Source organism: Aminobacter sp. BA135, assembly GCF_050859125.1.
In the GTDB taxonomy this organism is placed as follows: Bacteria; Pseudomonadota; Alphaproteobacteria; order Rhizobiales; family Rhizobiaceae; genus Aminobacter; species Aminobacter ciceronei.
This window is the reverse complement of sequence record NZ_CP139572.1, coordinates 3,293,665-3,316,403: the sequence shown is the minus strand read 5'-3', so window position 1 is coordinate 3,316,403 and position 22,739 is coordinate 3,293,665. Positions and strand designations below refer to the sequence as shown.

Sequence of the window (22,739 nt, the reverse complement as noted above, 5' to 3'; positions counted from 1 at the left end):
AGACCCGACATGCAATCGCATACCATCAGTCTTCTTTTGGCGACCGTGCTTCTGCCGCTTGGTGGTTGCGGTTCCATGATGAAAGTCGAAGAACAGGCTGCGGTTGTTCAACCCGTACAACCCGTGCAGGTCAAGAAGGCGGCTCCCGCGAAGAAAGTGGCTGTCGCCGCTCCTATTCAGCCAAAGGTCATAAAGAAGCCGATAGTTCCCGCAACTCCGAGCAGCGAGCGAAGCGAAAAAAGTGAAAGCGGCGGCGGCTGGGATGGTGGATAAGCCCCAAATTGTATAAAACTCGTCTATCCGAACTCGTAGCTGAACCCCTCACCTGACGCGCCGACTGTCACGCGCGTCAGCTTTTGCCCATCGAGCGAACGGTTGAGCACGCCGCGGCTGAGTTCCGGCAAAAGCGTGTTGGTCAGGATCGCGTCGATCATGCGGCCGCCGGATTCGATCTCGGTGCAGCGCGCCTTGATCAGTTCCATCACGCCATCGCCGATCACCAGTTCCGCGCCGTGGCTGACCTGCAGCCGCCGCGCGATCTTGCCGAACTGATGGCGGGTGATCGCCTCGATCATCTCGCCCGACAGCGGATAATAGGGGATCGTCACGACGCGGCCGATGAAGGCTGCCGGGAACACCTTGAGCAGGGGCGCGCGCAAGGCGGCGTCGAGGTTTTCGACATTCTCGCGCAGCTCGCCGCCCTTGGTCTTGGTCATGATGACCTCGGAGCCGACATTGGAGGTGAGCAGGATCAGCGTGTTCTTGAAGTCGATCCGCCGGCCCTCGCTGTCGTCCATCATGCCCTTGTCGAAGACCTGGAAGAAAATCTCGTGCACGTCGGGATGCGCCTTCTCGACCTCGTCGAGCAGGATCACCGAATAGGGCCGGCGCCTGACGGCCTCGGTCAGGATGCCACCCTTGCCGTATCCAACATATCCAGGGGGCGCGCCCTTCAGCGTCGACACAGTATGCGCTTCCTGGAACTCCGACATGTTGATCGAGATCAGGTTCTGCTCGCCGCCATAAAGCGTCTCGGCCAGCGCCAGCGCCGTCTCGGTCTTGCCGACGCCCGAGGGGCCGCAGAGCAGGAACACGCCAACCGGCTTTTCCGGCGCGCCGAGCCCGGCGCGGCTGGTCTGGACGCGTTTGGCGATCATTTCCATTGCATGGTCCTGGCCGACGACGCGCTCGGACAAGGTCTGCGCCAGCCGCAGCGCCTTTTCGGTCTGGCTGGTCAGCATCCGTCCCGTCGGAATGCCGGTCCAGTCCTGCACCACCGCCGCCACCGCGTTGCGGTCGACGGAGAGCAGGATCAACGGCGTTTCGCCCTGCGCCTCGGCCAGCACCGCCATCAGCTGCTTGAGCCGCACAAGGTCGGCCCCGGGGTCGGAGACTGCCTCTGTTTGCTGAGCGGTTTCGACCTGCTCAACCTGGGGCATGCTGTCAGCAGCGACATCCTGATCGACAGCAGCATCGTCATTGGCTGCGATCGGTTCCTCGGCTGCCTCTTCCGACGCCTGCACCTCCGCGACAACGGGATCGAGCGCCACGCCCTGCCCGCGCAGCCTGGCGCGCAGGTCGAGAATTTCGGCGACGGCCGCCTTCTCCTTGTCCCAGCGTTCCTGTGCCGCTGCCAGTGCGGCGTCCGTCTCGACCAGCCCGGCCTCGACGCGTGCCTTGCGCTCGTCCACTTCGATGCCGATCGCCGCCTCGCGGCCGATGATGCCTTGCTCGACCTCGAGCGCCTGCCTGCGGCGCATCAGGTCCTCGACCTCGCCTGGCCGAGAGTGCTGGGAGATGGCGACGCGGGCACAAGCCGTGTCGAGCAGGCTGACCGCCTTGTCGGGCAGTTGCCGCGCCGGGATGTAGCGATGCGACAGCTTGACCGCCGTTTCGATCGCCTCGTCGAGGATCTGCACCTCATGGTGCTTTTCCAGCACGCCGGCAACGCCGCGCAACATCAGGATCGCGGCGGCCTCGTCTGGTTCCTCGATCTTGACCACCTGAAAACGCCGGGTCAGCGCCGGATCCTTCTCGATATGCTGCTTGTATTCGGCCCAGGTGGTGGCGGCGATGGTGCGCAATTCGCCGCGCGCCAGCGCCGGCTTCAGCAGGTTGGCGGCGTCCCCGGTGCCGGCAGCACCGCCGGCGCCGATCAGCGTATGTGCCTCGTCGATGAACAGGATCACGGGCGTTTCGGAGGACTGCACCTCGTCGATGACGGCCTTCAGCCGCTTCTCGAACTCGCCCTTGACGCTTGCGCCGGCCTGCATCAGGCCGACATCGAGCATGCGCAGGCTGACCCCCTGCAGCATCGGCGGCACGTCGCCCTCGGCGATGCGCAGCGCAAAACCCTCGACCACGGCTGTCTTGCCGACGCCGGCCTCGCCGGTCAGGATCGGGTTGTTCTGGCGGCGGCGCATCAATATGTCGACGATCTGCCGAATCTCAGGATCGCGGCCGACGACAGCGTCGATCTTGCCGTCACGTGCCCGCTGGGTCAGGTCGGTGGCGTATTTCGCCAATGCCGACTCCCCACCAGGTGACAGACGACGCGGCGCTTCGTCCGAAGTCGGGGCGGCACTGGTCGCTGAGCCTTCGAGCGAACCATCGACGACATCGGCAAAGCGCGCGATCACGCCGTCGGCGTCGATCTTGTCGAATTCGGTGCTGATCTTCGATACCAGCCCTTCCAGCACCGGCACCTTCAGGCAGGCCAGGATCACATGGGCGCTGCGCACCTCCTCGGAGCCGAACTCCAGCGTCGCCAGGTTCCAGGCCTCCTGGATGGCGTGAAAGATGTGGTCGGAGAACTCTTCGATCGATGTCGCGCCATAAGGCAGTTTGTCGACCGCGCGTGTCATGTCGCCGGCGACGCGTGCCGCATCGACACCGGCGTCAGCCAGGATCATCTGCACGTCAGAGCGATCCGAAAGAACAAGTTGCTCAATGAAATGAACAAGTTCCACGTAAGGGTTGCCACGCAGCTTTGCTGCGTCGGCCGCCGCCTTGAAGGCGCGCAAGCAGGTGGGATTGAGCTTGCCGACCAGTTCCTTGCGCTTGAAGCCCTGGGACGACCTGCGCTGCTGCATGCCCTTCTGTTCCATGGAATTTCTCCAATGGCCGGACTGCGTTCACTGCAATTTGCCACACAAACCGCGACTTTACAAAGCCGGCCCACGAGCGGGCGCGGACGGTATCCGCGCACCCGCCAGCGAACGACTATAACAATTCGCGCGGCCGTGGTGACTAACGCTTAAGGGCTAGACGCGTCCAACTTTGAGCGGCGCCTGAACTGTGCTAAAACTGAAATCGAGTGGAATACCGGCTACTTCCGACCTGAGTATGGCGTGGGGGGGTGCGTGGTTGATCTTGCTCTTTGGCTCAACCCTTTGAACGGTGAAAACCCGTCGGGGGAAGATTTGCGCAATGATCCGCGCTTCCATGACCTCGAGCGCCTCGCCGTCCCGCAATCCGATGTCGTCCATGACGAGCGCAACCGGCCCTCGGCCGAAGTCAGCATTCCCGTCGACTGGGATGACGTCCTCGAAAAAGCCGACGAATTGCGCACCCATGGCAGAGACCTGCGCCTGCTGACGCTGGTCACCCGCGCCTTGGCCAATTCCCGCGGACTGGCCGGCCTTGCCGAAGGGCTGATGCTGATCGCGCGGACCTTCGACGCGCATTGGGACACGATGCACCCCGCTTTGCGGCCCAACGCGCCACCGCGCGATGCAGCACTGCGCCGCGTCAACGCCGTCCTCGACCTGCAGAACGGCCAGGAGCCTGGTCTGCTCCACGACCTCCGGAAGATGGTGTTCTTCACGCCGCGCGGCTTCGGCCCGGTTACCGGCCGCGAGCTCGAGCAGGGTGCGCTCGACGATCGTGTCATGCTGCAGGAAGCGGCACAGGGGCTGAATGCCGCCGAACGTGCGGCCCTGTCGACCAAGCACGAGCAACTGCTGACCCGCCTGCGCAGTGCGTGTGCGGCCCAGGCCGATCAGGCTGCTGCGGCGATGGAGCAACTCGTTGCCGACGCCCGTGCGGCAGGCGCAGCACTGGCAGCGCTCGACGGCGCGCTCAACAAGCGTTTGGAAAGCACCGGACCAACTGTCCCTGACCTCAAGAAGTTTCTTGACAGGATGCTGACCACGATCGAGCGCGGGGCGGCCGCGAAACCGGCGCCCGGCGCCGCCGCACCGCCCGAGATGTCTGCCTCGGCGCCTACAGCCGCGCAGCCCAACGGCCACGCGCCCGAGCCGGTGGCCAACCATGCGGGACCGACCATGGCCCTCCCCGAACGCCTGACGTCGCGCGACGACGTCGTCAAATGCCTCGATCTCGTCGTCGCCTTCTACGACCGTACCGAACCATCGAGCCCGATCCCGCACCTCGCCCGGCGCGTGCGCCGCATGGTGCACATGGATTTCGTCGAGCTGATGGAAGATCTCGCCCCCTCGGGGCTCAAGGAATTCCGGCTCCTCGCCGGCGTAACTGACAAGAAGACGCCTCAGAAGGATGAAAGGTAGCCAAGCATGCCAGCCGAAAGCAAAGCAAAGGTCATCGAGCGAAATCGCGCGCCGCGCGTGCAGATCGCCTATGACGTCGAGACCTACGGCAGCCCGACGACGATTGAACTGCCTTTCGTGATGGGCGTGATGGCCGATCTCGCCGGCTCGTCACAGACCAAGGAGGCGCAGAAGACGGTGCTCGACCGTACCTTCGTCGAGACCGATGCCAACAGGTTCCCGCGTTTCATGGAAGCGCTTGGCCCAAGGGTCAAGGCGCGGGTGAAGAACACCTTGCCCCAGGCCGAGGGTGCCGAGCAGGAGGAAGAGCTGGCAATCGACCTGACCTTCTCCAAGATGGGCGACTTCGCTCCCGACAAGATCGCCGAGCAGGTTCCGCAGCTCGCCGAAATCCTCAAGATGCGCCGTCAGCTGGAAGAGCTGCTTGGCTTCATGGACGGCCGTGCCGATGCTGAAAAGCGCATCGCCCAATTGCTGAACAACGAGCCTCTGCTGGGCCAGATCGCCAGCCAGGCGCTCTCGGACAGTGACAAGGTCGAGGAGTAGAGCCATGGCCGAGCAGCAAAAGAGCCCAACGGTCGCCGAGGCCGAGGCCATCGACCTCGGTGAGTTCAGCGACCTTCTGGAAAAGGACTTCAAGGTCAAGAAGGACGACAGCGAGAAGCTGCAGCAGCTCGTCCGCAATCTGGCGCTCGCCGCCCAGTCGCGCTCCGAGACGACCACCATCTCGTCGAATGCGATCAAGTCGATCAAGTCGCTGATCGCTGGCATCGACAAGATGCTGACGGTCCAGCTCAACGAGATCCTGCACGCACCCGAAGTGCGCGAGATGGAAGGCACCTGGCGCGGCCTCTGGTATCTCGTCAACAACACCGAGACCGACCAGAAGCTGAAGATCCGGGTGATGAACATCTCCAAGGAGCAGCTGGCCGACACGCTGGAAGACTATGAAGGCCAGATGTGGGACCAGAGCCCGGTCTTCAAGAAGGTCTACACCGACGAATATTCGATGTTCGGCGGCGAGCCGTTCGGCTGCCTGATCGGCGCCTATGAGTTTTCCAACCACCCGCGCGATGTCGGCCTGTTGCGCAACCTCTCCGGCGTCTGCGCCTCGGCGCATACGCCGTTCATCGCTGCCGCCTCGCCGCGTCTGTTCCGCATGGACAGCTGGCAGGAACTGCCCAATCCGCAGGACCTGCAGCAGATCGTCTCCAATCCGGCCTACGCCTCGTGGCAATCGTTGCGCGAGAGCGAGGACGCCCGCTACATCGGCCTTGCCATGCCGCGCGTCCTGGCCAGGTTGCCCTACGGCGCCGACACCGTGCCGGTGAAGGGTTTTGCGTTCGAGGAAGAGGTCCAGGGCGACCACCACAAATATGTCTGGATGAACGCCGCCTTCCCGATGGGCGTCAACATCAACCGCAGCCACAAGCTGTTCGGCTGGGGCACGCAGATCCGCGGCGTCGAGAATGGCGGTACGGTGATCAACCTGCCGGTGCACAGCTTCCCGACCGACGACGGCTCGATCGCGATGAAGTGCCCGACCGAAGTCGCCATCGACGACCGCCGCGAGGCGGAACTCGCCAAGCTCGGCCTGATGCCGATCCTGCATCGCAAGAACACCGATCTTGCCGCCTTCATCGGCGCCCATTCGCTGCAGGACGACGAAACCCGTGCGGGGCGGCTCGTCGACCCCGACGCCCAGTCCAACGAGCGCCTCAGCGCCAACCTGCCCTATCTGTTCCCGGTGTCGCGTTTTGCCCACTATCTCAAGGCGATTGCGCGCGACAAGGTCGGCTCGTTCAAGGAACGCGCCGACATGCAGATATGGCTGACCGAGTGGATCAACCGCTACGTGCTCGCCAATCCGGCCTTCGCCGACGACAAGGCCCGCGCCAAACGCCCACTGGCCGCGGCCGAGGTCCAGGTCGACAGCGTCGAAGGGCGTCCCGGCTACTACAACGCGCGCTTCTACCTTCGCCCGCACTACCAACTGGAAGGAATCAACGCTTCGCTTCGGCTCGTGTCGGAGCTGCCTTCGGTCAAGTCCTGAACTGTCCAGTAACGGAGAGAGACAATGGCATCGGATGACGATCTGAGAAAAGCTACCAAGATCGACGGCTTCCTGAAGGTTCCCGACATCAAGGGTCCGAGCACCCGCGATGGTCATGACGAAGAGATCGAGATATTCAACGTCGCCTTCAACATGGTGGCCCCATTCGATCCCAATTCGCTTTCCCGCAAGGGCCGCGTCGCGCTGGGCACGGTGAGTTGTTCCAAGGATGTCGACATGTCGTCGCCATACCTCGCCAAGGCCTGCCACGAGAACAAGCAGTTCGACGAAGTGGTGGTTTCCTGCCGCCGCACGATCGATGGCGAGACGAGCGACTACTTCGTCATCACCATGAAGGAAGCATCCGTCGTTTCTTATGGCTTCGGTGCCAGCACGACCAACAGCGACACGCTCGAGGACTTCGTGCAGTTCGCCTACAAGACGATCGAGCTGGTCTACGACACCGACCATACGCAAGAGATGAGCGTTGCAACCGGCTTGTGACGTGCCGCATAGACGCCCTGGTGCTGCATGATGAAGGCCAGTGGAGTTCAGCAAGCAAGGCGAGAGGCGTCACAGCCATCGCTATGGGACCGGCTGGTGAACGACCTGCCTGGACTAAGCTCTGAAATCGAGGCCCTGCAGCGGGCATTGAACAATGAACTTGGCAGCGAGCGTGTCGAAGCGCTCGCCACCGGCAGCGCGCGCGTGATCGATTCCGATCTCGATCTCACGCCCGACCACAAGCAGCGTCTGCACCGGCTGGTCTTCCTCAACCGTAACCGCGTCGAGCTCGAAAACCGAGGCATCGTGGTGTCGGCGCGCGTGCTGCGCGAGGCGGTTCGCCGCGACATCGAGGCGCTGTTCAACACCGAGCGTTTCGATGCCACCCCGTTGCTGTCCGACGTCGAGGATGAGCAGGCCGCCGAAAGTCGCCTGAAACTCGACGACTTCCCGGAGGTGCGGCGCAGCGTGGTCAACTACGGCGTACCTTCATTCTCCGGCCGCTCGTCCCGCGACTTCGACAAGGACGCGTTGGCCCGTGAAATCAAGACGGTCCTGGCCAATTTCGAGCCGCGCCTCAAGGAGAGCGCGACCAAGGTCACGGTCACCCTCAACGACAAGAGCATGGGCATCAAGATCGAAATCGACGGGGTGCTGATCATGACGCCGACGCCGGAACGGCTCCGGCTGCGGACCACGATCAACCTCGACAACGGCTTGGCGCGGACCGAATACGGCGAGGCATAGAATGGATCGGATCTTCCTGGAGTATTACGAGGAGGAGCTGACCCACATCCGCACGCTTGCAGCGGAATTCGCCGACATGCACCCGGCGGTCGCACGCAACCTCTCGCTCGACACCGCGCCCTGCCCCGACCCTTATGTCGAGCGCCTGCTCGACGGCGTCGCCTTCCTCGCCGCACGCACCCGGCTCAAGGTCGATGCCGAACGCTCGAGGTTCGCGCGCAGCGTCCTCGAAGTGCTTTATCCCGACCTGCTGACGCAGGCACCCGCGGTGACCATGGCGGTGCTGAAGCCGGGCCAGCAGGTTCAGACGATGAACATGGGCCACGTCGTCAAGCGCAGCACCCGGCTTGTCGCCAACCTGCAGCCCAACCTTTCGACGCGCTCCACCTTCACGACCGCCCAGGACGTCACCTTGTGGCCGATCGAGATTGCGTCGGTCGGCTACTATCAGGATCGCAGCGCGCTCGCCGCAGCCGGCATCTCGCCGATCAGCGGTGTTGTGTGCGAGGCGGCGCTGCGCATCACCATCGCCAGATCCGGCAAGGGCAAGCTCAACGAACTGGCGCTCGATCGGCTCGACCTGCATTTTGCCGGGCGCACCAAGGCGCCGCTGCTGTTCGACACGATCTTTGGCGTCTGCACGGCAATTGGCGCCCGCCCCAACGGCAAGTCAGGCAAGCTCACGGTGCTGCCCCAGCCCGAGATGATCGGCATCAACGACAGCGAAGCCCTGATGCCGCGCACGCGTCCGACCTTCGAAGGCTACCGGCTGCTGCGCGAATATTTCATGATGCCGGAGCGCTTCCATTATGTCCGCGTGCAGGGTCTGCTGCCGGTCCTGCGCAGCTCCGAAGCGGGGCTCGAAATCTTCTTCCTGTTGCGGCGGGCCGCACCTGAACTCGCCGACCTCGCGCCAGCCGACTTCGAGCTTTTCGCCACGCCGGTGATCAATCTGTTCGAGCGCGAATGCAACGTCATCGAGCTCGATGCCCGCAAGACCCGGCAGGTGCTTTATGCCGACCGGACCCGGCCGCGGGATTTCGAAATCTTCCGCGTCACCCATGTCGAGGATGCCGACGCCCAGGGCCCCGACGCCGAGATCCCGGCACTATTCAGTCTGGGTCAGAACCGGGGCAGCGGCTGGGTCTATTCGATCGAGCGCCGTCCACGCCGTGCCACCGAAGACGAGCGGCGCGAGGGCATGACACGCACCTCCTACACCGGCGACGACGTTTTCCTGGCGATCTCCCGTCCGGCAGGCATCCCGGCCGGGCGGCCGCTCAAACGCATCGAGATCACCGCTCTCTGCACCAATCGCGACCTGCCGATCCTCGACGACAATCCGACGCTGACGCTGGAGAGCGGCGACCCGGTTGAGGCGGTCCGCCTGCTTGGTGCATTGCGTGCGCCGCAGCCCTCCATACCGGCGGCGCTGCCTGCCGGGGCCGACGCGGAATCCCGGGCCGACGATCTCGCCTGGCGACTGGTGGCGCAACTCGCACTCAACTTCCTCAGCCTTGCCAAGGAAGGGCGTGGCGTCGATCCGCTGCACGCAACGCTCGACCTCTATGCCGATCGCGGCGACCCAGGGCTGGCGCGCCATGTCCGCTCGATCGTCCGCATCGATTCCCAGCCGGTGATCGAGCGCCTGGCGATACCGGGGCCGATGTGTTTCGGCCGCGGCATCGAGATCCTGCTCCACATCGACCAGTCGGTCCTGTCAGGCCAAAGCTCGCTGCTGCTTTCAGCTCTTCTGGCGCGGCTGTTCGCCCGCCACGCCGGTATCAACGGCTTCGTGCGCACCCGCACGCGGCTGCTCCAGAAGCAGGAGGACGTGCCATGGCCGATGACGCCCGGCAACCGCTTCCTGATCTAGCGGCTGCCGACACGCTGTCCGAGGGCTATGACTTCTTCGAGCTGTTGCGCCAGCTTGAAAACCGGGACGGCCGCCTGTTCGGTCACTCCGGCCGGCCGGACCGTGAGCCTGCACGCCTCGGCCAGCATGTGCGTCTGGGCTTTGCGACCCAGGACGTCGTCAATTTTTCGCCCGCCACCGACAAGGGTGCCGCGCGGGTCACCGTCGCCAATCTTGGCCTGCTTGGCCCCGAAGGTCCGCTGCCGCTGCATGTCACGCGGTGGGTACTCGACCGCATGTCGCAGCGCTGGTTTGCCGGTGCGGATGCCCATCAGACCAGCGACACAACCTTCGTCGAGTTCGTCAATATTCTGCAGCACCGCATGATCGCCCTGTTCTACCGCGCCTGGGCGGACGCGCATCCCGGCGTGCAGGTCGAGCGTGCCGTCGGCGGGCGTATCCGCGCGATGCTGGAGGCCATGGCCGGCATCGGGCTGCCTGAAACCGGCAATGCCCAGGATCCGGATGTCGACGCAGTCAAGCTACGGCAGGCGGCTGCACTTGCCGGACAGGTCGACGGCCCCGAGCGGCTGACCCTGTTCGTCGCCGAAGTGTTCAATGTGAAGGTCCAGCTCAAGGAGTTCGTGGCGTCATGGCTGGACGTTCCAGCCGCGCTGCAGACGAGGCTCGGCATGGCCAGCGCCTCCCTGGGAAGAAGTGCGACCATCGGGCCGCGCAGCTTCAGCCGCCAGAACCGCGTCGAGCTGCGCCTCGGCCCGCTCGATTTGAACACCTACGCATCCTTCCTTCCCGGCAGCCGGCGACTGGCTGTCCTCAAGCGCGCCATAAGCGACCTCCTCGGCGAATTGCTCGACGTCGACCTCAGGCTTGTGCTGGCCAGCGACGAGGTGCCGCCGGCCCGCATCGGGGCGGCGCAGCTCGGCCGAACGGCGTGGCTTGCGCCCCCTGCCGAAAGGGGCGATGCTGAGGATATGCGCCTGCGGACGATCGTCGGCTGGCGGCCCGAAATGGCGGGAGTCGGGGCATGAGCTTGCTCCTCACGCTTGAGCAGGGACCGCGCGCACAGGCAGTGCGCCAGACCCGGCTGGATCAGGGTGAACTCGTGATCGGTCGCAGTCCCGATGCGGACTGGCAGATCGACGACCCCGACATGTTCGTCTCGCGCGCCCACTGCAAGATCACATCAGGACAGGACGGCTACGTCGTCGTCGACACGTCGAGCAGCGGCCTGTTCATCGATGACGCCGGCAGCGCCCTTGGCTCGGGCAACTCGGCGCAACTGCGCCATGGCATGCGGCTCCGTCTTGGCGACTATGTCGTGTCGGTGGAGTTGCAGCCAACGGAAGCCCACCTGCAGCATTTCAAGCCAACACCGTCCAGGACATCGGTGCCGCAACCCGCGCCTGCCGCATCTCGCGCCCCGGTCGGTCTCGGCGGCGACGATTTCTTCTCGATCAAGACGGACGAGGAGCCTCAGCGTCCCCGCCCCGCCGATCTGCCCAACCCGTTCGAGCATCCCGAGCCCGGCGCGTTCCGCGCCTATGAGCGCGCCGGCGGCTCCGAGCGCAATTCGCCTGCCTTCGACGATCCGTTCAGCCTCGATCCGGTGGCGACACCCGTTGTGAACGGCCATGCCGACGACAGCCAGAACGGCACGGCCGCCTTTGCCGATCCTTTCGGCCTCGCGTCGGCCGAGACGCCGAAGTCAAAGGCGGGACCGGTCGTGACACAATCGCCGTCATTCGATGACGGTTTCGACCTTCCGCCTATGACGCCGCTTCCGCCGGCGGTCGATGCAAACCCGCGCGAAACCGCTCTCGCTCCGCCCCCAGTGCCGGCTCCGGCACAGCCGGCATCGGTGGCGCCCTGGGACGCGCCTGCCCGCCGAGCTGACACACCGCCCCCGCCGCCGATGTCCCTGCGTGCGCGGGAGAAGGCCGCGGCAAATGCGGTGGCAGCACCTGCAGCCGCGCCCATCCCCGCGCCAACGCCTACGCCCGCACCATCCGACAGCGCGCTGCGCGCCGCCTTCCTGCGCGGCATGGGCCTTGGCGAAAACGCCTCTTCCAACCGCGACCCGCTGGCCGAGATGGAAAAATTCGGCCGTGAGTATCGCCTGATGCTCGAAGGCCTGATGCAGCTGTTGCGCAAGCGCGCCGAGGAAAAGGGCAACGCTCGCATCGAGCAGACAATCGTCGGCTCCTCGGAGGTCAATCCGCTCAAGTTCCTGCCCACGGTCGACGATGCGCTGGCAACCATCCTGGCCGAGCGCAGTCCGGGTTTTCTCGCCGGAGAGCCGGCCATATCGGATGCGATCCGCGACCTCGCCCATCACCATGTTCGCGCCTGGCGCGGCCTGCAGGGCGCGTTGCGCCACATGATCGACCGCTTCGATCCCGTCGCGCTCGAAGAGGAGCTGAAGTCGAGCTCGTCGATCGAGAAACTGCTCGCCGGCGGCCGCAGCGCCAAGCTTTGGGACCTCTACAAGAAACGCCATCGTGAGATCGCCGTGAGCGCCGAGACGCGCTTCATGGGCGAAATAGGAGCCGACTTCCGCAACGCATATGAAGAGGAGTGACGCATGATCGACCGGCGCGACTTCATTATTGCTCTCGGCGCTACAGGACTGGTGGCCGCCTGCCAAAGCGGGCCACCGAAACCGTCCACCGTCACCGTCAATGTGAGCGGTCAAGCCGGCATGAACCCCGGGCCTGACGGCGGCGACAGGCCGGTGACGGTTCTGGTCATGCGATTGAAGAGCACGGGCAAGTTCAACTCGGCCGACTATTTCGCCCTGCAGGGCGACGCCGGCTCGGCACTTGCCGGCGATCTCATCGGCTCCGACCAGCTTTCGGTCGGCCCGGGTGCGGCGGCATCGAAGACGATCACCGTCGAGCCGGAGGCGACCGCGCTCGGCTTCGTCGCGCTTGTTCGCGAACCAACCGGTCGCACCTGGCGGACGACGAAGTCGGTTTCACCGGGTTCGACGGTGACTATCACCGTGACGCTCGGCAGCGGAGGCATTTCGGCCTGACCGGGCCATATCAGGAGTTGTCGATGCAGAGAGTTGCCGCATGACCGACGCAAACAGGGTGCTCTGGTCCGAAGGGCTTTTCCTTCGGACCCAGCACTTCCAGCAACAGGACCGCTTCTTCGAGGCGACGGTGCGCGGCGCGCTGCAGGCCGGGCAACTTCACACCTATGGCTTCCGCACGCTCACCCTCGACCCGGCCCAGCTGGAAGCCGGACAGGTCGCCGTGCTTTCGGCGCGCGGCATCTTTCCCGACGGCACGCCCTTCGCCATTCCCGACACCATGGACGCGCCAAAGCCGCTCGCCATCACCGCCGACATGGGCGGCGGTCCGGTGTTGATCGCGGTACCATTGGAACCGCCCGGTGGCGTCGGCTTCGATCCGGCGCATGCCGAGACCAGCGGTGCGCGCTACCGCGGCCGCATCGTCACCGTTCGCGATGCCGTGCAAGGCGGATCGGATCCCGAGGAGATCGAGATCGCCCGGCCGCAGGCCTTGTTGCTTGCTCCGGGAAAATCGGTCGGCGGCTACACGGCATTGCCGATTACCGAAATCACCGGCCTGCGCGCCGATGGCGGTGTTGCCGTCGACGCCAACTTCCTGCCGCCGACGCTCGCCACAGGTGCGGTCCATTGGTACGCCCAGCTTCTGCAGGAGGTCATCACCGGGCTCGACCAGATCGCCGAGGCGCATGCCAAGATGGTGCTTGGCGGCCCCGGCCGCAGCGTCGAAGATCTGCTGATGCTCAACCTTGCCAATGCGGCGCGACCACGGCTGGCGCATATGCTGGCGCAGGACATCTTCCATCCGGCCGAACTCTATCTCGAACTTGCCGGCCTCGCCGGATCGATGGCGACCTACGGCTCGAATTCGCGCCGTCTCGCCGAACTGCCAGTTTATGACCACATGGCCCCAGGTCCTGCCTATTCGGCGCTCGCCGACACCTTGCGTTCGCTGATCCTCAGCCTGCGTTATGTCGAGCCGAAATCGCGGGCGCTGCCGGTCATGCGCCACTCCACCAATGTCTGGAAGGTGCGCATCGACAACCCCAAGCTGCTCGTTGCCAGCCGCATCGTCATCCGCGTCGGCTCCGAGCTTTCCGAGGACGCGCTGCGCAAGATCTTCGTCAACCAGGCGACGGTGGGGGCCGCCAGCGAATTCGAAGGCCTGTGGAAGTCGCGCCTGCCGGGCATACCGCTGAAGCCGCTGCATTCGCAGCCGCGTGAAATCCCCTATGACGGCGACCGCCTTTGCCTTGAACTCGATCAGAGAAGCGAGCACTGGGCCTCCCTCCTCGACGCACCCGGATTCGTCATCGGCGTTTCCGGCGTATTGCCGAGCGAGCCGCAGGTCGACTGCTATTCGGTGAACAGGTGACGCGATGAGCCAGGACGATCCTTTCGGCTTGTCGGAGGATCGTGAGCGTACCCGGATACGCATGGTGGGTACGCCGCAGCCGCGCATGCCGATGCCGTTTTCGTCTGCGCCGCTGAAGCGCTCGCGCACCCATCCGAACACATTGGTCAATGCATTTTCCGCCTTGCTGGAATTCGCGCCCGAACTCGAAAACGCATTGCCGCCCGAGAATCCCGAGCACCTGCGCACCCGCCTGCAGGAAGAACTGGTGCGCGGTCGCGACGCCGCCGTTGCCGCCGGATCGTCGGTCGAACGGGCCGATCAGGCTGCGTGGGCGGTGGCCGCGCTGCTTGATGACCTCGCGTTGAACACGCCGTGGGGCGGCTCGAGCGCCTGGCCTCGGCAACCGCTGGTTGTCATGCTGCGCGGCGACGTCGATGCAGGTGCCCAGTTCTTCTCGCGCCTGGAGGAGCTCGAGCGCCACCCAAACCGCGATAGGGAAATGCTGGAGCTGCAGTATCATTGCATGGCGCTGGGCTTCCGCGGCAAATACCGGGTGCCCGGACGCTCGGGCGACCGGTCGCTGAATGCCGTGCGTGTCGCCGCCGCCCGCTTCCTGCGCGACGCCGATGCCGAAGACGCGCCGCTGTCGCCCAACTGGCGCGGCGTCGTTGCCGCCGACGAGGCGCCGCGCTTCACCGTGCCGATCTGGGTGATGGGCGTCATCGCTGCCGTGCTCGCCACCGCGATCTACATCGCATTCTCGCTGGGGCTGAGCAACCAGGCCGTCCAGCTCTCGGCCCTTGTGCGTGCGCTTCCACCGGCCGACCGCGCCGAGGTGTTGCGCGCCACACCCAAGGCGGAAGCACCGCCGGTCGAAACCGTCGACTTCGCGCTGTTGCCCGAGTTCGCCGCCGCCACGCCCGAAGGCCTGCGTCCGGCGCTCAAGGGCGCCGAAAGCGTGTCGCTTGCCCGTCTCGTCATCCAGGCCTCCAACCCCGAGTTGTTCCAGTCGTCGCGAGCTGAACTCACCGACGGCTTCCAGCCGCTCATCGAAGCAATCGCCAAGGTGATCGTCGAGAATCAGGAGCTGATCGGCAACGTCACCATCGTCGGCCATACCGACGGCATCCCGCTGCAAAGAACCAACCCGCTGTCCACCAACCAGCGCCTGTCGGAGGCCCGCGCCGCGACAATTGCCGACATGCTCGTCCAGAACGGCGTGCCGCGCGAGCGCGTGCGCTCCGAGGGGCGCGCCGCCACCGACCCCGTTGCCGACGACGCCACGCGCGAAGGCAGGGCGCTCAATCGCCGCGTCGAAGTGCTGGTCGAAAAGAGGTTGTGACAGATGTTCATCCTGCGCTTCCTCTGGTCGGTACTGACATCGCGGTGGCTCTGGACGCTGATCGGCCTGACGCTGCTTTCCCTGATCATCTGGATCTTCGGCCCCATCGTTGCGGTCGGCCAGAGCACGCCGTTTGCGTCCGAAACCGTACGCATGGCGCTGATCGCAGGCCTGGTCATCCTGTGGCTGATCTGGCTGATTTTGGCGCAGCGCCGCGCCATCCGAGCCAATCGCATGTTCGTCGCCGAGATTGCCGCCCCGCCGGTCGAAAAGCCGCTGACGGCGGGCGAACAGAGCGTTGCCGCGGTCGGCGCCAAGTTCCAGGGGCTGATGGACGAGATGAAGCGGCGCAAGCTCGGCGGCCGCAAGTTGCTGCGCGACATGCCGTGGTATGTCATCGTCGGACCGCCGGCCACCGGCAAGACCACGGCTTTGCGCCAGTCCGGGCTGAATTTCCCGATCGATCTCACCGACGACATCCAGGGTGTCGGCGGCACCCGCAACTGCGACTGGTTCTTCGCCGAACACGCGGTGCTGATCGACACCGCCGGCCGCTACGTCCAGCAGGAGAGCCAGCCAGATGTCGATGCCGTGGAATGGCTGGGCTTTCTCGACCTGTTGAAGAAGCATCGCGGCCGGCGCGCCCTGAACGGTGTCATCGTCGCGCTGTCGATCGATGCGTTCTCGGAGGGCGATGAAGCCATCAAGGCGCATGGCCGCAAGATCCGCCGCCGCCTCGCCGAGCTGAACGAACGTCTCGAAATCCGGCTCCCGGTCTATCTGATGCTGACCAAGGCGGACCTCATCAAAGGCTTCGAGCCCTTCTTCGGCGGACTGTCGACTTCAGCCCGCGAGCAGGTCTGGGGTACGACATTCGCGCCTGATGCACGTGTCGACGGCAAGATGGTCGCAAGCGAGATCTCGCTTCTGGCGACCGAGCTCGAGCGGCGCCTCGTCCCCCGCCTTGAGGACGAAGACAGCCTCGCCGCACGCGCCGAAATCTTCAGGTTCCCGGCCCAGGTCGAAAGCCTGTCCGAACCGATCCGCCTGCTCGTCGAACAGATTTTCGGCGAAAGCCGCTACGAAGACAGCGCCTGGTTGCGCGGCGTATATCTGACTTCGGCCACACAGGAAGGCGCGCCCATCGACCGGCTGACCGCTGCACTCTCTTCCTCGTTCGGTCTGCCGCCGCGCCGTGCCATGTCGTCGCCGCGTGTCGAAAAGCGCAGTTTTTTCCTCAAGAACCTGCTCACCGAAGTGATCTTCAAGGAAGCCGGGCTGGGCATGTTCGATCCCCTGGCGCAACGCCGCCGGACCTGGATCTGGCGCGGTGCCGCCGCAGCCTGCGGAGCAACTGTCCTGCTTGCCGGAGCGCTGTTCGGACTGTCCTATTACGACAACCGCAATGCCATCGCGGCCCAAGCCGGCCAGTTGGAGGCACTGCAGGCGCCGCTTGCACCATTCGCAGCGGCTCCAGCCCCTGTCGACGCGCCCGACATCGATGTGGCACTGGCTGCGATGGACGAGGTCACCAATGCGCGAACGCCACCACCCAGCGGTTTTCGTGACCTGGTCGGCCCGACGGCCTCTCCGGAGCTGCTGCGGGCCCAGGCCGACAGCTACAACCACGCTTTGCGCAACATCCTCGAACCCCGCATGGTCGCCCTGCTCGAAACGACGATGTGGCGCCAGGTCCGCGATCCGGAATTCATGCTGGGGGCGCTCAAGACCTATCGCATGATGACCGGCCTCTCCCAGATGGACGCGGATTTCGCCCAGAGCTGGTGGGTCAACGACCTGCCTGAATTCGCGCCCGTCGCGCCCTTCCCGACGCCCAACGCAGAAGAGCACCAGCTTGCCGCCATCCGCCGCATGACGATCGACGCGAGCTATGTCGCGCCCGATCCGGCGCTGGTCGCCGAGGCCTTGAAAAGCGTCTGCACCATTTCGCTGCCAGCACGCGCCTACAAGCAACTGCTGGCCGATCCCGCCGTCTCCGAACTGAAGGAGTGGATCCCGGCGAATTTCGCCGGCCCGAACGGCTCCAAGGTCTTTGCCCGCCGCTCCGACAAAACATTGCGTGTCGGCCTGCCCGGCGCATTCACCTATGCCGGCTTCCACGACGTCATCCTCGATCGGCTGGAGGATGTCGCCGCTCAGGCGGCACTCGACCGCGCCGTCTTTGCCGGCGGCTGCGAGGAGAATTCCGAGACCTCGGTGTCGGCGCTGTCGGAAGACATCCTGAAGCTCTACTACGAGGATTTCATCGCCCAGTGGGACAGCCTGCTGCGCGACATAAGGCTGGCACCGCTGACCGACCTCAACGTCGCCAGCGAGAATTTGAAGGACCTGTCGAGCGCCGATTCCGCGCTCAAGCGCCTGGTCACGGCAGTCGTTCACGAGACCGATCTCATCCGCTCGGACGAGGAGCCGGCCGGCGACAACAAGGCCGCATCGAAAGGCGCCTCCAAGCTGTTGGGCAAGCTCGGCAAGGTCGGCAAACTGGCCAAAGCCGGCGCCAAGCTGTTGCCGCGTGCCGGGTCGGCAGCAGAAGTCGACATGACCGGCACGCTCGTCGCCGAGCATTTCAAGCCGCTGAAAGGTGCGGTCGCCGAAGTCGACGGCCAGCCCCCCATGCTCGATGCCGCGGTCGTCGCCTTGACGGCACTATCCAACGTGCTGCAGACAGTCACCGCCAATCCCGACCCGCAGGATGCCATCAAGAAGCAGGGCGGGCTCGCGGAACTCACCGGGGCCGTCGCCCGCCAGGCGCAGATTCTGCCCGATCCGATCGACGACTGGCTCGGCGGCATCGCCGGCGACACCAGCGGCCTGACCGAAAAGGCCGTCACCTCCGAGCTCAATGCCATCTGGCGCGCCGACATCCTGCCGTTCTGCCAGGCAGCCTTGACCAACCGATATCCGTTCAGCCCGGAAAGTGCCGTTGACGTCAACGTCCGCGATTTCGCCCGCCTGTTCGGCCCAGGCGGACTGATCGACGCTTTCACCAACGACCACCTGATCAGCTATGTCGACACGGCCAAACAACCATGGACCTGGCGTGCCGACATGGGTCTGGATTCGTCTGCCCTTGCCGCCTTCGAGCAGGCGCGCCGTATTCGCGACGACCTTTTCCCGGGCGGCACCGGCCCCCTGATGAGCTTCACGCTCGAGCCCAAGGATCTGTCGCCGACAGTCACGCGGGTGACGCTCAACCTCGATGGCCAAAGCCTCGTCTACTACAACAACGCCACCCGCCCTCAGCCGATGACCTGGCCGGGCAAGGACGGCACCGGCACCATCTCGTTGGCCTTCCAGCCCATCGATGGGTCGCCTGAAGTCATCGTCAACGAAACCGGGAGCTGGGCCTGGCTGCGGCTGCTCACCAAGGGTCGCTTCACGGCGACATCGCTGTCCGACGTCTACAACCTGCGCCTCGGCGCCAAGAGTTTTTACGCCGACTTCGAGCTCAAGGCGGCAAGTGTCGAGAACCCCTACAACCTGCAGATGTTCAAGAGGTTCACGTGCCCGCAGAACATCTAGCCACCGGCTTCTACGGCAAGATTCCGGCGACCGGAGACTTCGTCGGCCGCGGGCTTCCCGGCGACTTCGTGCGCGCATGGGACCGTTGGGTGGCAAGCCACCTCGCGCCATTGCAGAGTTCGGGCGCCTGGCCAGAGGACGTGGCACTGCGTTTTCTGCTCGGCCCTGATGCCAATGGCCCGATGGCCGGCATCGTCGTAACGAGCAACGATCGCGCCGGCCGCCGTTTTCCGCTGACCGTCGCAGCCCCCCTCTCCGCCGCCAAATCGGGAGTGGCTGACATGGCGGCGAAATGGTTCGACGACATTGAGATGGCGGCCGACGCGGCGCGCTATGGTTATGTCAGCGCAGACGAATTCGCCGCCAGCCTTGCCGAGCTGCCGTTTCCGATCGCCGACATGACGGGAGAGCCTGTGCTCAGCATGGTCTTGTGGGCCGGCCCATGGGTGCCGGTGGACGTCGATCCGGCGGCCCCACAAGCGGTCCTCGACCGGCTGCTCACCGCGAGCTGGGAGACCAGCTGATGCAGATCTGGAACCAGACCGGCTACGTCCATCAATTCACCGTAGCCATGGACAAGGCTGGCCACGACTACATCGTCGTCGTGGTCAAGGGCACGTTCGACCTTCCCGACGCACCGGGCGGATTGGTGCGCAAGTCGGCCGAGCAGGCGCCGCTGGTCTTTGCCGACACGCAGACGGGCGAGCCCGGCTATTCCGCCACGCTGTGGGAAACCGATTTTGCCTTCTGCAAGCCGCGCTGCGACGTGATTGCCAATGGCTGCGCCTATGCGCCCGGCGGCCGGCCGGCGGAACGTGTGCCGGTCGGCATCAAGGTCGGCAACTGGTCGAAACTGTTCGAGGTGGTCGGCCATCGCGAATGGCGCGCCATCGGCCCGGTCTTCACCGCGACCGCACCGCAGCCCTTCCTGAAACTGCCGATCAGCTATGACGTCGCCTGGGGTGGCGTCGACAAGCTGGATCCCGAGGACAAGATGCCTGGCGTCTACGGCGCCAATCCGGTCGGCACCGGCTGGTCGCGCACCAGGAACCAGCACCTCGTTCCGGGCCTGCGGCTGCCAAACACCCAGAAGGTCGGTGAGGAAGTCCGCTCGCCCTTCGGCGACTACACGCCGATGAGCTTCGGACCGATGGGCCGCGGCTGGCCCGGCCGCATCGAACATGGCGGTACCTACGATGACAACTGGACGAAAAACATCTTTCCCTTCCTGCCGTCTGACTTCGACGAGCGCTATTTCCAGATGGCTCCGCCCGACCAGCAGATCGATCATCCCAAGGGTGGTGAAGAGGTACAGCTGGTGAACCTGACGCCGGAAGGTCGGGTGAGCTTCCGGCTGCCGACAACCGGGCTTGAGATGACCCTGTTCAAGGATGGCGCCAAGAATTTCGAGGGTGAGCTGTACCCCGACACTATCCTGTTCGACCCCGAGAACCGCCGCTACCACCTGGTCTGGCGGGTTGCGCAGCGGATCGAGCGCACAATTCTGGATTTTACCGAATGCTGGGTAGGTCCCCCCACCGAATCCATGCTGAGGGCGCGGGCAGCCGGCCGCACCTTCGTCCGTGCCGATGGGGTAGCACCTGAGGAGGAAGAGGCATGACCGCCGGCGTCGCCATCATTTCGGTCGGGATGGCCACAGCCGTCGGGCTCGATGCGCCTTCAGCATGCGCGGCTATGCGCGCGCGTCTGGACGGCTTCCAAGAGACGCGTTTCCTCGGCTCGCCGGAGGGGTGGCTGACCGGCGCGCCCGTCCCGCTGCCGCGCAACTGGATCGGCGAGAAGCGCATGGCGCATCTGGCAGCAGGCGCCATCACCGAGGCGTTCGACCGCGCCCCTGAAGCGCGTGGCCAGACAGCACTTATCCTCTGCCTTCCCGAGGAGAACCGCCCTGGCCGGCCGGTGCGCGACAATTCCGGCCTGCTCCGGCGGATCGGCGAAATCGTCAAGGTCGAACCTCACAGCCGCTCCCGCACCGTGGCGCATGGGCGCCCTGCCGGGCACGTGGCATTCGATCATGCCCGCAGGCTGCTGGCATCCGGCGACGTGCCCTATGTGATGATCGCTGGCGTCGACAGCTATCTGACCGCGCCGACGATTGCCCATTACCTCAAGGGACGCCGCCTGCTGACCGCCGACAACTCGAACGGCTTCATTCCGGGAGAGGCAGCGGCGGCGGTGTTGTGCACCCGGCCGAATGGCGGAAGCTTCCAGCTATTCGGCCTTGGCCTGTCGCGCGAAACAGCCTCGATCTACAACAAGGACGATCTGCCGTTGCGAGCCGATGGCATGACAGCGGCCTATCATGCGGCTTTTGGCGAAACCGGCATCGAGATGAACCGGCTGGGCTACCGCATCTCGGACCTCATCGGCGAACAATACTGGTTCAAGCAGACCGCACTCGCTTCGATCCGGCTGCTGCGCGGCCGACACGAATTCCAGGATTTGTGGTCGCCTGCGGAATCGCTTGGCAACATCGGTGCCGCAGCCGTTCCCGTGATGGTGGGCATGGCCTGGACCGCGGCGGCAAAAGGTTACGCGGCCGGCAATCCGGTGCTCATCGAAGCGTCGTCGGATGACGGCGCGTGTGGCGCTGCAGTCTTTGTATCGAGGAGAGCCGCATGACCGTCTATGCCAACGGTCTGGAGATCGCCTGCAAGGCGCAGGCCAACAAGATCATCGCCGCCTTCCCCTATGTCTGCTTCACGCCGCCGCAAACGCCCGCGACGCCCCCCGGCGTACCGATCCCCTATCCCACCTTCAGCATGGACGACGACACCGACAGCGGCACCAGCACGGTCAAGATCGGGGGCAAGACGATCACGCAGAAGAACAAGTCCTACTATACGAAATGTTCGGGCAACGAAGCCGGCTGCGCGCCGAAGAAGAACATCATCACCTCTGTCAACACGGGCAAGGAATACGCCCACGCCTGGTCCGGCAACGTGAAGATGGACGGCGAACCGATCAACCGCTTCTCCGACATCGGTTCCAACGACCACGCCTCGCCGACCGCCGGCGGGCCGCCGATGCCGAATATCTCCACGGCGACGGTGGCGACCTTCAACTGCAGCATGCTGGAGATCAAGCCTTACAACAAGCTGACGTGTCCGGAGGGATATGAGAAGGAGCACACCACGGAGGTACGTTTCTTCACCGCCAAGGGCGTACGCGACCTGACGCTGGACTGCTGTCAGGCCTATGATGAAAGCAAGGCCCCCTGCATCTGCATGAAGGCGAAGTGGGTTCCGGGCGAAGCTGCCAAGGCAAAGAAGGCCGGCGCCACCGGCAAAGTCATCGGCAAGGGGTCGAAGACGCCTCACAACCTCAAGACCCAGGAAGCGGCCAAGTGGATCAAGCTCAACCAGGAGGGCAAGCTCGGCGATTTCAACGAGAAATGCGCCAGGGCAACGGTCGACAACATGGATGACCCGAAAATTCCTGACGAAGTGAAGGATGCTGCTGCGGAGTGCCTCAGGAAAGCGAACCAGGACTATCAGAAAAAGAGCATGGGCAAGGACGCGCAGGAGGTGAAGGACACGAAGCGCTGTGTCGACACCTGCCCGAAGGCAATTGACCAGGGCCGACTTGCCGGAGTTGCCAAGAAGCGATTGAAGAAGGAGGCCGTGAGCCTCGGAAAGGACCCGAAGAAAGTCGTCGTCAGGGCGTCCGACGTCGCCAAGTCCAAGAAGGACTGCCCTTGAATGATCTCTGCCTAGCCAACCGCCAGGGAGGC

General features: G+C 64.7%; 17 protein-coding genes and 1 pseudogene. 17 read left to right on the top strand and 1 reads right to left on the bottom strand.

The window, feature by feature from the left end; genetic code table 11:
* The first annotated feature begins 9 nt into the window (after positions 1–9).
* A complete protein-coding gene (locus SLT36_RS16070; RefSeq protein WP_432283516.1) occupies positions 10–273 on the top strand; it encodes a hypothetical protein in 264 nt (87 codons plus the stop codon).
* A 23-nt stretch (positions 274–296) separates the two neighbouring features.
* Here the strand turns inward: SLT36_RS16070 and tssH are convergent, their stop codons facing one another.
* Positions 297–3,092, bottom strand: coding sequence for a type VI secretion system ATPase TssH (tssH, locus tag SLT36_RS16065; protein ID WP_432288360.1), 2,796 nt, complete (start codon positions 3,090–3,092; stop codon positions 297–299).
* A 270-nt stretch (positions 3,093–3,362) separates the two neighbouring features.
* Between tssH and tssA the strand changes: the two genes are divergently transcribed.
* The 16 genes and pseudogenes from tssA (at position 3,363) to SLT36_RS15985 (ending at position 22,707) form a co-directional block, all read left to right on the top strand.
* Positions 3,363–4,529 carry a type VI secretion system protein TssA gene (gene tssA / locus SLT36_RS16060; protein ID WP_432283515.1) on the top strand — a complete coding sequence of 389 codons (1,167 nt, stop codon included), beginning with the start codon at positions 3,363–3,365 and terminating at the stop codon, positions 4,527–4,529.
* A 6-nt stretch (positions 4,530–4,535) separates the two neighbouring features.
* Positions 4,536–5,075: a type VI secretion system contractile sheath small subunit gene (tssB, locus tag SLT36_RS16055; RefSeq protein WP_115732040.1), complete on the top strand. Its 540-nt coding sequence runs from the start codon at positions 4,536–4,538 to the stop codon at positions 5,073–5,075.
* Positions 5,076–5,079: 4 nt separating this feature from the next.
* Positions 5,080–6,582, top strand: a complete 1,503-nt coding sequence (gene tssC / locus SLT36_RS16050) for a type VI secretion system contractile sheath large subunit (RefSeq protein ID WP_432283514.1) — start codon at positions 5,080–5,082, stop codon at positions 6,580–6,582.
* Positions 6,583–6,606: 24 nt separating this feature from the next.
* The gene (locus SLT36_RS16045) at positions 6,607–7,086 is read left to right on the top strand and encodes a type VI secretion system tube protein Hcp (RefSeq protein WP_067962033.1); all 480 of its coding nucleotides are present in this window, start codon (positions 6,607–6,609) and stop codon (positions 7,084–7,086) included.
* Between the two features lies 1 nt (position 7,087).
* Positions 7,088–7,833 (top strand): annotated as a pseudogene (gene tssE, locus SLT36_RS16040) (type VI secretion system baseplate subunit TssE).
* 1 nt (position 7,834) lies between these two features.
* Positions 7,835–9,709: a type VI secretion system baseplate subunit TssF gene (gene tssF, locus SLT36_RS16035; protein ID WP_432283513.1), complete on the top strand. Its 1,875-nt coding sequence runs from the start codon at positions 7,835–7,837 to the stop codon at positions 9,707–9,709.
* Positions 9,673–10,737: a type VI secretion system baseplate subunit TssG gene (gene tssG, locus SLT36_RS16030; RefSeq protein WP_432283512.1), complete on the top strand. Its 1,065-nt coding sequence runs from the start codon at positions 9,673–9,675 to the stop codon at positions 10,735–10,737. The genes tssF and tssG overlap by 37 nt, the downstream gene beginning before the upstream one ends.
* A complete protein-coding gene (gene tagH / locus SLT36_RS16025) occupies positions 10,734–12,287 on the top strand; it encodes a type VI secretion system-associated FHA domain protein TagH (protein WP_432283511.1) in 1,554 nt (517 codons plus the stop codon). The genes tssG and tagH overlap by 4 nt, the downstream gene beginning before the upstream one ends.
* Positions 12,288–12,290: 3 nt before the next feature.
* Complete coding sequence (gene tssJ / locus SLT36_RS16020) at positions 12,291–12,743, top strand: type VI secretion system lipoprotein TssJ (RefSeq protein WP_067962042.1); 453 nt, start codon at positions 12,291–12,293, stop codon at positions 12,741–12,743.
* A gap of 40 nt (positions 12,744–12,783) precedes the next feature.
* On the top strand, positions 12,784–14,118 hold the full coding sequence (gene tssK / locus SLT36_RS16015) for a type VI secretion system baseplate subunit TssK (protein ID WP_067962044.1): 1,335 nt from the start codon (positions 12,784–12,786) through the stop codon (positions 14,116–14,118).
* Between the two features lie 4 nt (positions 14,119–14,122).
* On the top strand, positions 14,123–15,442 hold the full coding sequence (gene icmH / locus SLT36_RS16010; RefSeq protein ID WP_432283510.1) for a type IVB secretion system protein IcmH/DotU: 1,320 nt from the start codon (positions 14,123–14,125) through the stop codon (positions 15,440–15,442).
* 3 nt (positions 15,443–15,445) lie between these two features.
* Positions 15,446–18,985: a type VI secretion system membrane subunit TssM gene (tssM, locus tag SLT36_RS16005; RefSeq protein WP_432283509.1), complete on the top strand. Its 3,540-nt coding sequence runs from the start codon at positions 15,446–15,448 to the stop codon at positions 18,983–18,985.
* Positions 18,967–19,509: a type VI secretion system-associated protein TagF gene (gene tagF, locus SLT36_RS16000; RefSeq protein ID WP_432283508.1), complete on the top strand. Its 543-nt coding sequence runs from the start codon at positions 18,967–18,969 to the stop codon at positions 19,507–19,509. Before tssM ends, tagF begins: the two co-directional genes overlap by 19 nt.
* On the top strand, positions 19,509–20,606 hold the full coding sequence (locus SLT36_RS15995) for a DUF2169 family type VI secretion system accessory protein (protein WP_432283507.1): 1,098 nt from the start codon (positions 19,509–19,511) through the stop codon (positions 20,604–20,606). Before tagF ends, SLT36_RS15995 begins: the two co-directional genes overlap by 1 nt.
* Positions 20,603–21,628: a 3-oxoacyl-ACP synthase gene (locus SLT36_RS15990; protein ID WP_432283506.1), complete on the top strand. Its 1,026-nt coding sequence runs from the start codon at positions 20,603–20,605 to the stop codon at positions 21,626–21,628. The genes SLT36_RS15995 and SLT36_RS15990 overlap by 4 nt, the downstream gene beginning before the upstream one ends.
* A complete protein-coding gene (locus SLT36_RS15985) occupies positions 21,625–22,707 on the top strand; it encodes a PAAR-like domain-containing protein (RefSeq protein ID WP_432283505.1) in 1,083 nt (360 codons plus the stop codon). The genes SLT36_RS15990 and SLT36_RS15985 overlap by 4 nt, the downstream gene beginning before the upstream one ends.
* Positions 22,708–22,739: the final 32 nt, after the last annotated feature.